This window comes from Paenibacillus xylanilyticus (genome assembly GCF_013359935.1).
GTDB lineage: Bacteria > Bacillota > Bacilli > Paenibacillales > Paenibacillaceae > Paenibacillus > Paenibacillus xylanilyticus.
Genome location: NZ_JABMCB010000178.1, coordinates 194930 through 210487 on the forward strand (window position 1 = coordinate 194930; position 15558 = coordinate 210487).

Sequence of the window (15558 nt, forward strand, 5' to 3'; positions counted from 1 at the left end):
CTTTTTCCCAAGGAATCATACCTGCCAGCATTCCGCATAACCTATCTATATTGCTATCTCATAAGCGCGAGCAACTGAATCGTACGTGATGGGAGGGGAAACATGCGGCAGCCTTTTGATTACATCGGATATTGGGAGCAAACATACCGTTCCGGGGAAACTTCTGGACGTGGGTCTTACGGGGTTCTGGCTGAATTCAAGGCCGAGGTCGTGAACCGATTGATCCAGCGAGAGGGCATTGCCAGTGTCATCGAGTTTGGGTGTGGGGACGGCAATCAGCTGCAGTATATGAACTATAAAGAGTACCTGGGTGTAGATGTCGCTGCCTCTTCGGTGCGCCTGTGCGCCTCGAAGTTTGCCACCGATTCCTCCAAAAGCTTCATGCTCTATACACCTGGTCTGTGGATTAACCGGGGCTTTCTGATGGCCGACCTTACGGTCTGCCTTGATGTACTCTACCACATCACCGATGAGACCGATTTCCGCAATACGCTCTATGATATTCTGCATTCATCGAAAGAATGGGTGGTCCTGTACACACGGTTGAAAGAAAACGGCAATCCGGGTGTCGCCACCATTCAGGATCGGAACCTGTTCCATTACCTGTTCGATTATCCCGACTTCAAGGTGCAAGAGATCATCCCTCAGCGATATCCCGATCAATCTTCAGCTGACTTCGTCATCCTTAGACGCGTTCCTTCAAGCAAAAACAACTAAATGGAGCAAGCGAGAAAAACCACCCAACAACAGTCCAATGGAAACTGGACTGCGTCAGGTGGTTTCTTATTTGAGCATTTTGCATAAATCTAATAAGCGACTTCCAATCTTAATATATATATAGATCGAAATGGTCCTATTCGTCTATATACTGTACCCCGGAGCGAGTGGAATCGAATGATGCAAAATGCTGATTTAAAGGAATCAGGCAGATCGCCCTTTCATTTCTTCATCCCTATGATCGGCGCGATCATTGGATAATTCAATTTCCGAAATGTTGGCCTTAAAATAAACCTGGACGCCCGCGCAGCTTCGCCAGCGCCTCCATATAGAAATAGTCGCCGTATATGATCGGCACATTCAACCCCCGCCCTTCCGGGTAATGCACCGTTCCCTGCATGATCAGCCCCTCTTCCGCCGCTGACTCGCCTGAGCTGTAGCGCTCATGCAGGCCGCGCACGATGCGCTCCCCCGCTGCGGCATATGCCTCTCCGCGCGGCGACAGCTTCGCCAGCTCCAGCAGACCGCTCGCGGCAATCGCTGCGGCGGACGAGTCCCACGCCACCTGATGCTCCGCTGGTGCGCGAAAATCCCAGAACGGCACGATATCTTCGCCAAGCATGGCGAGGAAGAAATCGGCCGCGCGTTCCGCTGTCTCCAGATAGCGGGCTTCGCCCGTATACCGGTAAGACAGCGCAAAACCATGCAGCGCCCAGGCGGTGCCCCGCGCCCAGGCGGAACCTGGAGCATGGCCCTGTCCGCCATGCTCGCACAGCTTCTGCCCCGTGAGTGGGTCGAACTCCACCACGTGGCAGATGGACCCGTCCGCGCGGATGAACTCACGCGCTACGGTGTCCGCATGTGCTTCCGCCAGCAAGCGGAAGCGGGGGTCTCCGCTCTGCTCGGATGCCCAGTAGAGCAGCGGCAGATTCATCATGCTGTCAATGATGGCTACGCCGCGTGTATCCATGGTGGACGAGTTGAAGTTCCAGGCACGGATGAACTGGCCGCGCACGTTGAACCGAGCGGCAAACAGATTGGCTGCAAGCATCCCCCGCCGCCGGCTGTCCATACTGCCCGTCTGGCGGTAGGATGCTACGCCGCTAAGCAGCCAGATGAATCCCAGATCATGGTCCACCGAATCAGGATTACGGAGGCAGCCTTCCAGCTGCCGTTCACAGCTTTCGGCAATGCGGGACAACGGGGCGACGGCTCCGTCGTCCGGAGATTCTCCATACACAAGCCACAACAGCCCTGGCCAGAATCCGGCTGTCCACCACTCGGGATCATTCCGGTCATACGTTCCCTGCGGGGAGATATGCGGAAAAGTATCCTTGATTCGCTGTGCATTCCGGAGTGTTTTGTCCGCTCCCTGCCGCCATGCTTCTTCCACCCATGTTACCGATGTTGATGTATTCACGAGCATTGCCTCCTCTTATCATATCCTCTTCTTGCCCTCACACGTGACGTTGCTTCATATATATAAATTGGATAGACTCACATCATTGTCCCAGACGAACCGTAAACGTTATCCGCTGACTATCGCTCAAGACCATCCGTGCTTCCTTTAACATACCATTGCGAGAAGCCACGGTATAATTTTGCAGACGAATCTCCGCTCCTTCATTAAGCACGGTTGATTCCACATACGCTCCCCGGAACTCACTCCGAACACGATCACCGGAGACGGTGATGACCGCCTGCTCCTCTCCATCGCTGAACATCAGCGGGATAACAGCTCCGGCCGCTTCAATCTCCCCTTCGAACTCATATGTGACTGTTAACAAACCCGGCTGCTGTGTATAATACGCCCGAAGGGACTTCAGTCCGACCAATGGACCGATCCAGTCTACCGTAAACCTGTTGGTTTCCTGCCCCTCATCCTCTTCCACGTTGAAAACGATAGCTCCCCCTCCATCGGAAGGGTTGATTCCGGTATCCCGATTATATTCCGATCCGGAAGGGATACCTGCAGCCAGGCTGTGCCACTGACCATCCGGTGTCCGCCAGGCCGGACAATAACTGATCGGCAGGGTTTCCCCTTCTGAAAATTCAGTGAATCCGGACTCGGTATGTCCAGCAGCAGCCGGGCCAATGAGTCCTGGGAGCCCCTGCTGGTGAATCCGTACCAGTCCGGGAACCGTATATGGATCATTCAGAGCCGTATGTAATACCATTTGCTGGCCCGGTACTGAAGCCGTAATCGTCTCAAACCAGCCGTCCATCTGAAGGACTCGCATCCCCACCTCTGACGGAATGGGTAATTCAGCCACTTCATCTCCCGGATCACACAGGTATGCATTGGCCAGTGCCGCAGCCGTCCACAGGGTGTAACACGTATGGTTGGTATATATCTCGTATCCGTGGCGTATTTCCGGAGCATACCGGTTCCGAACGATATGCAGACGGCCGTCCTTCATTTTCCACCGGTCCACGGCAGCAAAACAAAGATTGGCTGCACGAGCAAATACGCCTGCCATCATGGGATCACCCATCTGCTTCGCAGCTGAGGCATGACTGGAGAACACATACGCAGCCGCCGCTTCATTCCATTGATGCTGTGAGCTGCGTCCCCGCGGAGGAATTTCACCCAGTGGAGATAACGTCAGGAGCGAAGTGAAAGCCCCGCGCCGGGTGGACTCAGCCAGGGAAGATGCACATCTTCCATCATATCCGGCGTCCAGCATGACACCCAAGTGGTAGCGGGTAGCAATATCGTACGCAAGCGGACTGTTTGGGCGATCCAGCGGACCATCCTGATACAATCCCAGCGCTGTAAAACGCGGCAGATGATAGCTCTCCAGATAATGATCCATCCATTCGGTCCCTTCACTCGCCAGCTGCTCGCGGTAGCGAAGGTATTCACCTGAAATCATGATTGCATTCCAGTTAATCATCCGGTTGGGGTTGTTCATTTTGGACATTGTAAATACATAGGTTTCTTCCGGTTCAATCTGTTTCAGCCCGGCTGCCCATTGAGTCGCTTGTTCAGGCAGTAGCGGCTTTAGCAGCACGTAGGCTCTTAGCATAAGTATGGGAAAGAAGTCGGCATGATTGTCCGGAACCTCGCCGCGAACAACCAGTGAGATACTGTGGGTCAGCGCAGCTGCAGCCGAGGTGAGCAGATCAGCCCGGCCCTCCTTTACCAGAACAGCAGCTGCAAATGCATAGGCTGGTGTGGAATAATAGCGCTCCCGATCAGAGAAGGGATCCAAAATGGCACCGTTCTCCTGCTGATATCCCGAGTAGGCACGTACAATGTTTTCGATGAGTGCTATTTTACGCGCCCGATTCCATCCACTAGGTTCTACATGCTTGGCCTGGTCCACCTCTGTTCGGAACCTCTCCAGTTCATCTTTCCATGGATATCCTGCATCCGATGTATACGTTAACAAAACAAATCACCCTCATTTCCGATCCCCACTTCAATATGGGACTGAATTGGTTTGAGTCGTCATCAGGTTTCCGTTACATTAAACCGGCCTTATCTGTCTACTGCTTTTATGCCTTATCTTGAATGTATAGTGAATCTTAATCTGCACCAAGTCTCCGCTGCAAAATGATCCCGGGACACCCTGTCGTCATCCGCCGTTTCCCGTAAGGTTAATGCCGTCCGGTAAAATTTCAGGGGCAGGTGGTCGTGATCCACAGTTTCTACCTCTTCCACCCATGCATCCCATAGTTCAGCATCGTAATGCAGGGTCACAACTGCCTTGTTTCCTTCCCACTGGACCATTGCTTCCTGCATGACAGGATGAATTCGGCTGACAAAATGCTCAACGACTCGCGGTTCTTCAAGCCGTTGTCCCTCTTCCCGGGGATCAGGGAATTGCTGCCACTGATAATGGTCTTCAAGGAGAAGCTCCGCTTCGGAGGTTCCAGAGGGGCCGCTCCAGCTCAAACGCCTGATATATCTTGCCAGTCTTGGTGCCTCTGGATAAGCCGACGTCAAATCAAATGCGACCTCTATCCCTTGCGGCGACGATTGCCTGGTATACATTACGCTCGCTTCTGCCTGCCGCCCTGATTGTTGAACCGCTCCTTCAATGACCGGGACGCTATGCCCCTGAGAGCCAATTTGGAAAATGCTTTCCCGGCCAGGTGCGAAATAGGCCTGAGTATACTCGCCTGAACCTGGGTCACAGAGAATGTTTTCTCCTCCGCCATGAAGAATAAAGTGTCCCAGATCATTATGATTATGGGGCTCTGCGTTATGACCGCCCTTTACCGAAAAGGCTGCTGTCATTTCCTCTTGATCTCCTGCTGCCAGTGTCCCTCGGGTTATAAGCCACGTCAGATCCTCCAGGTTAACGAAGGCTGCCGGCTCCTCTGCTGCACTTTTTTCTTCAAATAGAGCCTGATTACTCCAGAGTATATTGCGCAGAGTATGGGCCCACCTGCGGCAGGGGTCCTCGGTCAGAAGCAGGATGCGATGCTCCATGTTGAATTGAATCTGCTGCCGCTTGGACAACAGAGAAAGCAGCCCAGGCGGAATCGTCTCCCGCTCACGACTGTCCGAATAATTGACAAACACCCCGCCCGACAGATGAATATTTCCGGGGAAAGCCGCAATGGCTCTCGTTTTGGGATCAGACAACATATCCAGTTCCCCTGCACTGAATATTCGCAGCATCTCTGCAAAATACGCATAAAATCCAAACCCGTATACCCAGTAACCGATACCTTCAGCGCATCCCCCATCTAATCCATAACCGCTCAAAAAGGCACTCATGGAATGAATCGTCTGCTGCACCGCTCTGGTCCTCAGCTGCTCATCTTCCAACAGAAGGAGAGCCGCAATCCCGCAGCCGCCGCTGCACACTGCTGACCAATTGTGATCCGCGTTCTCCCAACCGTAAGTCCGCTGCTCTCGGTACAACGGGGTGAAGATCCTGCCCTCTATCTCAGCACGCACCATCTTGACCACACGCTCGTCCAAAATGTCATTCAACATGATAATAATCTCTGCAAGCATTTGTGCTGTTTCTGCAGCGAACAAATCGATATGTTCTCTCGCGCCAGCTTCTTCCCCTTCAGGTACATGAGCGGACAGACACCAGGTGTGTTCGGTACAGACACTCCAGATCAGGTCCTCCAGTACGTGCAGGCGCTCGGCAGACGGGGATGCAGCGACCAGTAATCCCAGTGCAGTTAGCCTTCCCCGCCGCTCAAAATAGGCCAGCTCATACGCATGACGTTCACCTGTCTCCCTGAATTGACGATATAGGGAAAAGGATAGTTCAGGCAGGTTCTCCGTACCCGCCCTCTGTTCATATACTTCTAGATCTGACCAGAAGGAGGCATAGTCGGGATCATTCAACGTGTCAGCCAATCTGTCTTTCCAACGATAGATGTACTCCAAACTACGGGTTGCTCCATGTCTCATGGCCATCATGATGTAATCGGCCGTCCAATTTAATCCAGGGTGAACTGTCATAATAATTCCTCCCTATTTATGTAACCGATTTCATTTTAGCCCATAGTTTAGCAAAAATGAAGGGAGTTCGGACGAATACTTTTGTAAAAAAAATAAATAATGAAAATAACTGAAACTTTTCAGACGTTTTTCTCGTAAAAGGTATGTCGGTACTCATTGTCTATGTATTTTATTCCATTATGAGGACAGGTGAACCATACTGAATACTGAATTATTTAATCAGGCTGTAACTGAACTGCTGCATCGCTCCGATAGCCGTGCGCTTGTCCATGTTGAGCCCCATTTTCCGGACAGTCGTCTCGTCGGTGGTAAATATCACATGGGAAGCCACACCGTGTATTTATATAAAAAAGAAATTATGGAGCAATGCCGAATGCTGTTTGGTTCGCTGGCTCCATTAAAGGCTTATATTTATGTCATTCTGGCTCATGAACTGGGGCATGCCGAGGATGTGGAATTGGTGGATCTGTCCAACCTCCTCGATGGACCTCTTACAGTTTCTGAGCAGGCAGAAATTCGGCTGCGTATTGAAGAAAACGCCTGGCGTTATGCAGAATCCCTGCTATTTGATATGGATCCCGTTTTCTTGCGCACCATCATTGATGAATCCCTGTTCAGTTATCGCCAAGCGATTGAACCACATATCGCCTGACCCGTTAAGTGCGCAGCTCTAACAAACGACAAGGCCAGACTCACCCTTTTCCACAGGTGAGATCTGGCCTTGTTTGCTTGGATTATATGATATTTCTATTCAATTGATTAATTATTCCGATTACGGGACCGGGCTTGTCCACCCTTGCGCCCTGCCTCTTCGCGGCTCATTTTGCCATCTTGATCATCGTTTCCATCATTATTGCCCCGGGCGCTTCCGCCCTCCCGTCCAATCTCTTGATAGAACTCACGGTCGTGGGATTTCGAAGTTGCTTCCCCACCTTTGCTGCCGATCTCCTGATAAAAATCTTTGTCATGGTTCTTCGCGGTTGCCTCTCCGCCCTTGCTGCCAATCTCTTGGTAGAACTCCTGATCATGATTCTTGGAGGTTGCTTCTCCACCCTTACGTCCTGCTTCTTCACGGCTCATTTTTCCGTTTTGGTTATTTTGTGCCATTTTGAATTCACTCCTTATCGGGTATTGAGTATAGTGTGCTACGCTTTTTAATTACCCTCTCATTTGGGATTAAAACATAAGATTTCTAAATATGTCATTTTTCTATATTTTTCACGATATCTGATGTAAAAAAAGCAGAAGATCTGCAACAGACCCTCTGCTTCTATTTTATTGAATTTTAAGTGGACTATTCTGTACGACAGACAACCATTGACGGGCGATTAGCTCGTGACCGGCTGCCGTTGGATGTACGCCATCCCATAACCAATAGGATGCGTCAGCCTTTTCAGTGGCCTGATTGAATACATCCTGTAACGGAACCAGCACAGCACCAAATTCAGTGGCAAGCTCGCGAACAAGACGTTGATACTGACCGATACGCTCCTGCCACATATCCCATCTCTCCACCGTAGCTCCGGTTTTCAAAATAAAGGGCTCCATCAACACAAGACCCGTACCGGGCAGCACTTCCTTCGTTTCCTCCAGCAAGTGTCGGTATGCCCGTCCAAGACGGTCTGTAACCCCACTGGGCTCACCATTCATTGTACGCCAGGCATCATTAACACCGATCAGAATGCTGATCAGGTCCGGCTTCAGGCTGAACGTATCCTCGTTCCAGCGTGCATACAGATCGGATGCCCGATCCCCACTGACCCCCCTGTTGTAGAAGCGTGGCTGCTTCCCAGCCAGCTCCGCACCCAATCTGCTTGAGATCAGATAGGCATAGCCGTGCCCCAGAAAATGATTCGGATCATCATTCCGCGATCTTCCCCCGTCTGTAATGGAGTCTCCCTGAAACAATATTACGGATGGACTTGTACTCATGATTCAAACCGTTCCTTCCTCTTATGTAAAATGGAAACCTTAATCCTACAGTCTCCATTTTATCCCTTTCAGGAACAATAGAAAATAGCGTTTTCAAAATCTGCAACTAAACGCCTTTCTGGTCTTTGGCCACATATCCTCCGCCCTGATACTTGGTTTCATCCTGCTTATCCGGTGCGCCCCTGCGCTTCGCCTCTTCCCATAGCTCCGCCGCATCATCTTCCGGACGGTATCCTATCTTCTCCTCCAGGTAACCTATATCATAATAATTGTCGGTATTTGCGGAAGTTCCATACAGATTGAGATATCTCATTTCCGGATTGGCCTCAATACAGCACACGGCGAGCTGCACCATATCCCTGGGCGAAATCCAGATATGTGCCGAACGCTCGGAATGCGGGTGATCATCCCCCGAGAAGTTGCCAATTCGGATGTTGAATGAAGAAAGGTCATATTTGTCCACATAATATCTGCCGAGCAGTTCAATATAACATTTGCTGAGGCCATAGAAGCTGTCCGGACGATACGGATCATCCACTTCAATATCTTCTCCTGTTCGATAAAAGCCGGTGGCATGGTTTGAGCTTGCAAAAATTACGCGCTGAACCCCATTCATTCGTGCTGCTTCATATACATGATAAGCTCCGGTTACATTGATAGGCAGAACTTTGCCCAAGAAGTCCTCTTCATCCTTGGCCCATGCAATATGCAGCACCGTATGCACTCCCTGCATTAGTTCTTTCAGACGGTCCGCATCCGTGACATCCATTGCTACTATGCCTGCCCCAGGATCATCATTCAGGTCTGCCGCAACAATATCATACTTACCCATGCCCCTCAGACCTTCCAGGAGACTGCGACCGATGACGCCCGCAGCTCCAGTGATCAACAACTTTTTCCTCGTATGCTCCATTCATCTCGCTCCCTTCATTGGTGACGGATATTAAGTTCAACCCAATATATGTCTATAGAACATTATTAACCGTTAACCTGAAGGAATTACCTGTACACATGAAGTCCTCTATCCCATCCAGTATCGCAGAATCATCATCGCTACAATTCCAACAAGAACGGTACCTAGAAGGCTTCGGGTCCAGATCGCCACGACGAAGGTAGGCAGGGCCGCCCATAGCGCAGCATTTTTTGTGAGCGGCACCAGTTGGCTGCCAGACATAAAGAGCTCCTGACCAATCAGGGCTGCCATTACGGCTACCGGTACATATTCCAGCCAGCGGAGCAGCCATACCGGAATCTGTATTTTGCTGAACAGCATCAGCGGCAGCACCCGGGGAATAAAGGTCAACAATGCAGACCCGATAATGATCCAAAAAACATCCCATCTTACTTCCATCTTTCCATCACAACTCCCATCGTTGCTGCGACGACTGCAGCCACTATTACGCTCATGCTGCCCAAGGAGGCCATGCTCGCGAATACAACGCATACTACCGAGATTACCGCTACATTGATGTGCAGCTTTCTGTTTTTTCGATGAATTAACTGCAGTACGATCAGGCCGATAAACATGGCAGGCAGGGCAAAGTCCAGCCCATACTGCTCCGGATTCGTAATCCAGCGCCCAAAATAAGCACCTGCCATGTTGGCCGCGAACCAATTCAGATATGCTGTAATATTCAATCCATGCATCCACCGTTCACTCAACGATTGGCGGCCAACTGCACGTGTCATGGCTACTCCGAACGATTCATCGGTGAGCAGGGAACCAATCCACATGTTTTTGAGTGGAGTCAGATGCCTGAAATACGGGGAGACCGCCGCACTGAGTAACAAGTGACGCAAATTGACAAAGAATATGGTGAATATGATGGCTGCTGCCGATCCATTCGATGCCAGCATGCCTGCGGCAATGAACTGGGCCGAACCTGCATATAGAATCAGACTCAGCAGGGCTGTTTCTGCCAGACTGAGACCTGCGGTCATTTCGATTACACCCGCTGCAAAACCGATGCTAAGATACCCCAGTAGCGTTGGAATACAATCTTTTACTCCCTGCATAAAGGTGGCATTGTCCGAAGTTTCCATGATGTCTTGTGGTTCCGATGCCAAGGGCATTGTTTTATTCAATTCTGCTGCAACTCCTTCTCTTCCCTTTGGGTGATGTTTGTTAGTGTCCTTTATATTAATTCAGAAATATACCACAAGATGAGATATTGAGGGAGAGACAGATTTCTTTTTCACAGAACAGATGGGATCTATATGGCATACAAAAAGCCCATTACCTTTTAAAGTAATGGACTTCAAATAGCTGGAGACATCTCTTGTTGATGATTACTCACCAGAGTCTTTTTTATCTCCGTGATATCCTTGTTCACCGTGTGGCTCAAGCTGATCCATCCAGCGATTTAGACATTTGGCCAGGGCATCCTTGGTATCGAAATAGGGATTATCCTCTTTTTTCAATACTTCCAGCACTTCAATGGTGAATGCATCATCCCCATATTCATTCCACTCAGCCTGCAGCTGTTTATTCAGATGACTGCCCATTTGCAGCATGAACTTCTGACCATTAATCGTCTTGAGATTCAATGTGCTGTCCAAAAAGACTTTACCGTTGCGTTCATTGCGGATTTGGTAAATTCCCGCTTCCGTCTTGACCTCTTTGGCCTGTTCCTGAAGTTCCTTGCGCCGATTCACTTCTTCGTTCTCTCCTTTCCCGCTTCCCGTTTCTGATTTCTTGTCACTCTTCTTCTGCTCAATCTCAGCTGAAAGGTTCAGCCAGTACTGACTTCCATCCTCTTTACGATTCATGAATCCGTAGTCAATCAAATACCTTCTTAGCTCCACGTGATCATCATAAACTTGTTTTAACAGCTCATTAACCTGTTTCTCGGTATACTGATGGTCCGGCTCAAACCGTTTGGCAATTTCAGTAAGAACAATGAATTTATGCTTTTGCTGCATGTGAAAACTCGACAGGGGACCATCTGTCCCTTCAGGGAAATACTTGCCAAGCACTTTTTCCCGGTCCTGTTCCGAAATATCAAATTGTTTGGCGTTGATCGTATGCACCTGTCTTGTGACAGGCAAGACCAGTTCGGCAGGCGCATAGTCATCCTTGCTTTTGAGCAGTTCCATCAATGCCAGGAAGATTTTCGCCTGCCGCTCTTTCTCCTTCAGCACAAACCGATGATTACGAATGGTGGAGGCACTTCCGATCCCAAGCGCCTTCTGCACTTCGGTATCCTTCTTCCCCTCATAAAACTGGCCAAGCAGCCCCCGCTGCACATCAGACAGGCCCGTCACACTTTTATCCAACTCCAACAAATATTCAAATACCGACCCATGAGTCTTCTCGATATGAACACGCATATAACGCTCTGCTTCATAGAGGACACCTTCCTCGGGATAGATGATGCCCGCTTCCGTTTTATGGCCGCAGCAGATACATGTGAATGTTGGCCCTTCTGTGAGATATCCCCGCTTGATCTCTTCGAGCGTGGCCGTCTGCAACAATGGTTCCGATGATTTCATTGAACGATCTCCTTTACTTCTTTTACATGCTTATAATCAAACACAGAATTATTTAATTTGTTTGTTTATTTATAGATATAATATACTTTTGTTTGTTTTATGTCAATTCATATAAACTGGTTCACTGAAAAAAGGCCCCTGCCTAGGCAGTGATAACCTTAAGTTGGTTTCTTACGTCATGACATATCCTCTACAGACAAAAAAGAAAAAGACTACAGGATTTTAAGTCCTGTAGTCTAAATTGTCGCCAGCTTCGGTAAAGCTGAGCATCCGATTATAATTTGAAGCGTTCGATCATGCTCTGCAGATCTTCAGCCATTCGGGACAAAGCGGCAGATGAAGCTGCAACTTCTTCCATCGTGGCAAGCTGCTCCTGTGCAGCGGCAGAACCATCTTCCGTCCCGGAAGCAATCTGATCGGATAATACGATGGTATCATTCACTGCTTTGGTGACGTGGTTCATTCCACCATCGATCTGACGAGAGGCTGCGGACACTTCTCCGGCTTGTGCAGCAACAAGCTGCACAGCATCACGAATCGTGCGGAATGCATCCCCTGCTTCCGTAATAAGCTCTGAACCTTTGATCATGCCTTCCCCTGTGCGTGCAAAGGTAGACTGTACCGCGTACGTTCTCTCCTGCATTTCAAGCATTAATTCATTAATGCGCTCAGCAGAGCTGCCCGAATTTTGTGCCAAAGCTTTGACCTCATTCGCTACAACGGCAAATCCGCGCCCTTGCTCTCCTGCTCGTGCTGCTTCAATGGTTGCATTCAATGCAAGGATATTGGTCTGTTTGGCTATCGTCGTAATTTCGGCAACGATCTGAACAATCTCTTCATTTTTCGCCCGGAGATCCTCAATAACTGCTGCCATAGCTTCACTCTCTTCATTGACCTGCTGAATATGAGCGACTGCCTCCTCCACAGTAACCATCCCGGCTTCAGACTTGACCGATGCCTCCCCTGCAATGCGGGCTGCTTCCTCTGCACTTGAGGAGATCTCTTTGACTCCAATGGACATCTCTCCGACAAGCTGCCCTGTTGCCGCAAGACTGTCGTTTTGTTTGGTTGTTCCTTCTGCTGCATTCTGCATCAGTTCAGCGACCTGTTCCGTTGCTTTGGACGTCTGTTCCGAACTGGCCATCAATTCCTCGGAAGATGCTGCGAGCTGGCTTGATGTATCGTGCACTTCTCCAAGAACATTGCGCAGTGAAGTCGTCATGGTATCGAAACTGTCTCCCAGCTGTCCAAACTCATCCCGCCGTTTCAGCCCTACGTGAACCGTAAGGTCCCCGGCGCTTACCTTGGATGCGGCCTGGGTCAGCTGCTGCAGCGGACGAATAATTCCTCGGATGATGAATATGAGCAGGATCATTCCAATGACCAATGAACTTCCCACAAGTGTGTAGGTTCGAATCATAATCGGTCTAACCGCTTCATCTGCTTCAGAAGGAAGCATTTCACCGACAATTTTCCATCCCGTCGCCGGGTTGGTGAAATATACAGCTTCCACTTCTTGTCCTTCATACGTATACTTCACGGTTCCCTTGTCGCTAGTATACATTTGATTAATATAATCTTGGTCTGACTGCACACCCGATTCGATATTGTAATGGAACAGGAATTTCCCGCCATTGTCCAGCATATACAGCTTTCCTTTTTCACCAATATGAATCTGATCTACGTTTTCTTTCAAGTGGTTAAGACTTACGTTGGCTCCAAATACACCTTTACCGTCAGCCAGCTTGGCAGAAGCAGTCACAACCCACTCTCCTGTTGTTGCCGACTGGAATGTGTCCGAAATGATAGACTCACTCGCTGCCATACCCATCGTATACCAGCTGCGTTCCCGTGGATCATAGATCTGTTGTCCAGGATCAGGAGACTTCATCCAGCTTCCATCCTCGGCACCAATCGTCAGTACGCCCAGTTCTTTATGGGTTTGGGACATATGATCCATTTGTTTTTGCAGTGCTGGTGATTTATTAATAACATCCTCAGAAGTAAAACCCGCAGCGAGCTGTGCGGCGTTATCCTTCTCCATGTTGAGCATCTGATCAATCTGTAAACTGAGCATCTCTGTTTTGGCCTGTGCAGAATGCAGGAGTTCTTCCCTGACCCGCTCTGCGGCTTTATCATAAGATAACCAACCAACGGTGATGCTTGGCACGATCAAAAACAGGAGCAGTGCAGCGATCAGACGTTTTTTTACGGTTGGCACAAACCATTGTTGAAACCTTTTCTTCATTTAACTATCCCCCATCATCATCTTCACCTTTCTTTTTATCGGACGAACATCATGAAAACATTATGTATGAATACTAAATATCGTCGAAATTCCATTATTTCTGTTAGGCTCTTAAGTTTGCTGGCTCTCCATCCGTTTTGACCCCCTCTACGAGATCGTTTACAATATTGCGTAAGCTGGTTATCTATGAAAAGTCTGGAAGGAGAGGATCCACATCACACGTAAATCGCTTCATGTGCATCAGTCGGCATACTTATCCCTATTTCGTATTCTGCTCGCGTTCATTCTCGTTGCAGGCCCGGTGCTGGGACAATTCAGCACATCCATATCGGCTGCCCAGAATACTCAAGCAGTTCTTATTGAAGTTAATGGTGAACCACAATCTTGGAAGAATATACCTCAGATCTATAAAGGAACAACGTACGTACCTTTAAGGGATGTCGTCCAATCGGTGAAAGGTTCCTTGAAATGGAATAACCGTACCAAAACGGCTACCATCACCGTTGGAAGGGATACTTTGGTTCACCAGGCTGGCAGCGACTCGATCAAAGTCAACCATGTCCGTCTGGGTGCAGGAGTGAACTCCCGTACGGTTAGGGGTACTCTCATGGTGCCTGTTCGTCCTATTGCAAATGCCTTGAAGGCAGATATTAAGGTCGGACGCACCGCTTCAGGTCAGCTGAGTGTGAACATCCAAACGGATAAGGTCAGTTTGCTGGACAGCGAAGTCACCAGCGTGGACGCTTATTTGCGTGAAATCCAATTCCCCGGCATGGCCCTCATTGCTCGCGATGGCGAAGTACTGCTTCGCCAGGGATATGGCCTGGCTGATGAAAAGACGCTGAACCGTCCGGATCAGAAGACGAGAATTGCTTCACTGAGCAAGTCTTTCACGGCAGCTTCCATTCTCAGCCTCGCGGAAGAAGGCAAGCTGAATGTACAGGATCCAATCTCCAAATATATCTCTGGTATCCCAAAGGGCGATGAGATGACTCTGCATATGCTGTTATCCCAAACCTCCGGGCTTCCATCCGCATTTGGCCGGGGTGAAGGAACCTCGCTGGAAGAAACGGTAGAAGAAATCCGGCATAAAACACTGAAGTTTGAACCAGGCACCGCCTATCTCTACAGCAACAGCGGTTACGTGCTCCTGGCTTATGTCATTGAACAGGTATCCGGCATGAGTTATGCCGACTACGTTAAGCAGACGATCTTGCAGCCGCTCGGCATGAAAAACTCCGGAGAGGCATCCCGGCAGGTCAAGACAATCAGTGGTTTCGTTGCGGAAGGTAATCAATGGGTACCTGCTCCTTATTATGTTTCACAATCGGGATCAGGGACGATCTATTCGACCGTGGACGATATGCTGAAATGGGACCGGGCACTGTACACGGATCAGATCCTGAGCCAGGAAACGATTGAACAGATGTACGAGCCATACTCGGACAAAAATTATGGCTACGCCTGGATTCTCAAGGAAAACGGCGATAATCGTACCGTCTTCCACAATGGCAGTGGAGGCGGCTTTGCCACAGCCTTCTCTCGTAATCTTTCAAATGATGTTACTATCATTCTTCTTGGCAACCACGCCGGAATGGACATGACCTCCCTCATGGATGAAGTCGAGGCACGCACTGCCCAGGCATTGCAATTGCAATAATCAACTTATACTAACTCAAAGAGACGACCCTGATTAAGGGTCGTCTCTTTGAGTTAGTATACTGCCATTTGC

At 49.4% G+C, this 15558-nt stretch carries 13 protein-coding genes; 3 read left to right on the forward strand and 10 right to left on the reverse strand.

Annotated features, from left to right (window positions below; genetic code table 11):
* Positions 1-102 precede the first annotated feature (102 nt).
* The gene (locus HP552_RS13190) at positions 103-717 is read left to right on the forward strand and encodes a class I SAM-dependent methyltransferase (protein ID WP_175395911.1); all 615 of its coding nucleotides are present in this window, start codon (positions 103-105) and stop codon (positions 715-717) included.
* A 283-nt stretch (positions 718-1000) separates the two neighbouring features.
* On the opposite strand, the gene HP552_RS13195 is transcribed toward HP552_RS13190, so the two are convergent.
* The 3 genes from HP552_RS13195 to HP552_RS13205 form a co-directional block, all read right to left on the reverse strand.
* Complete coding sequence (locus HP552_RS13195) at positions 1001-2137, reverse strand: glycoside hydrolase family 88 protein (RefSeq protein WP_312884290.1); 1137 nt, start codon at positions 2135-2137, stop codon at positions 1001-1003.
* Between the two features lie 82 nt (positions 2138-2219).
* Positions 2220-4112 carry a glycosyl hydrolase gene (locus tag HP552_RS13200; protein WP_175395913.1) on the reverse strand — a complete coding sequence of 631 codons (1893 nt, stop codon included), beginning with the start codon at positions 4110-4112 and terminating at the stop codon, positions 2220-2222.
* Positions 4113-4225: 113 nt separating this feature from the next.
* On the reverse strand, positions 4226-6154 hold the full coding sequence (locus HP552_RS13205; RefSeq protein WP_175395914.1) for a heparinase II/III domain-containing protein: 1929 nt from the start codon (positions 6152-6154) through the stop codon (positions 4226-4228).
* A 334-nt stretch (positions 6155-6488) separates the two neighbouring features.
* Between HP552_RS13205 and HP552_RS13210 the strand changes: the two genes are divergently transcribed.
* On the forward strand, positions 6489-6806 hold the full coding sequence (locus HP552_RS13210; protein WP_246310869.1) for a hypothetical protein: 318 nt from the start codon (positions 6489-6491) through the stop codon (positions 6804-6806).
* A 107-nt stretch (positions 6807-6913) separates the two neighbouring features.
* Here HP552_RS13210 and HP552_RS13215 read toward each other — a convergent pair whose 3' ends face one another.
* The 7 genes from HP552_RS13215 to HP552_RS13245 form a co-directional block, all read right to left on the reverse strand.
* Positions 6914-7261 (reverse strand): KGG domain-containing protein, encoded by a 348-nt coding sequence (locus tag HP552_RS13215; RefSeq protein ID WP_062322363.1) that lies wholly within the window; start codon positions 7259-7261, stop codon positions 6914-6916.
* Positions 7262-7429: 168 nt separating this feature from the next.
* Entirely contained in the window at positions 7430-8086 is a 657-nt protein-coding gene (locus tag HP552_RS13220; protein ID WP_175395915.1) for an SGNH/GDSL hydrolase family protein, read from the reverse strand.
* Between the two features lie 106 nt (positions 8087-8192).
* The gene (locus HP552_RS13225) at positions 8193-8999 is read right to left on the reverse strand and encodes an NAD-dependent epimerase/dehydratase family protein (RefSeq protein ID WP_175395916.1); all 807 of its coding nucleotides are present in this window, start codon (positions 8997-8999) and stop codon (positions 8193-8195) included.
* A gap of 108 nt (positions 9000-9107) precedes the next feature.
* Positions 9108-9437, reverse strand: coding sequence for a branched-chain amino acid transport AzlD family protein (locus tag HP552_RS13230; RefSeq protein WP_175395917.1), 330 nt, complete (start codon positions 9435-9437; stop codon positions 9108-9110).
* Positions 9428-10159, reverse strand: a complete 732-nt coding sequence (locus tag HP552_RS13235) for an AzlC family ABC transporter permease (RefSeq protein ID WP_175395957.1) — start codon at positions 10157-10159, stop codon at positions 9428-9430. The genes HP552_RS13230 and HP552_RS13235 overlap by 10 nt, the downstream gene beginning before the upstream one ends.
* A 216-nt stretch (positions 10160-10375) precedes the next feature.
* On the reverse strand, positions 10376-11578 hold the full coding sequence (locus HP552_RS13240; protein ID WP_175395918.1) for a DUF2087 domain-containing protein: 1203 nt from the start codon (positions 11576-11578) through the stop codon (positions 10376-10378).
* 274 nt (positions 11579-11852) lie between these two features.
* Entirely contained in the window at positions 11853-13826 is a 1974-nt protein-coding gene (locus HP552_RS13245) for a methyl-accepting chemotaxis protein (RefSeq protein WP_175395919.1), read from the reverse strand.
* Between the two features lie 235 nt (positions 13827-14061).
* On the opposite strand from HP552_RS13245, the gene HP552_RS13250 reads away from it, so the two are divergent.
* Complete coding sequence (locus HP552_RS13250) at positions 14062-15486, forward strand: serine hydrolase domain-containing protein (protein ID WP_175395920.1); 1425 nt, start codon at positions 14062-14064, stop codon at positions 15484-15486.
* Positions 15487-15558 lie beyond the last annotated feature (72 nt).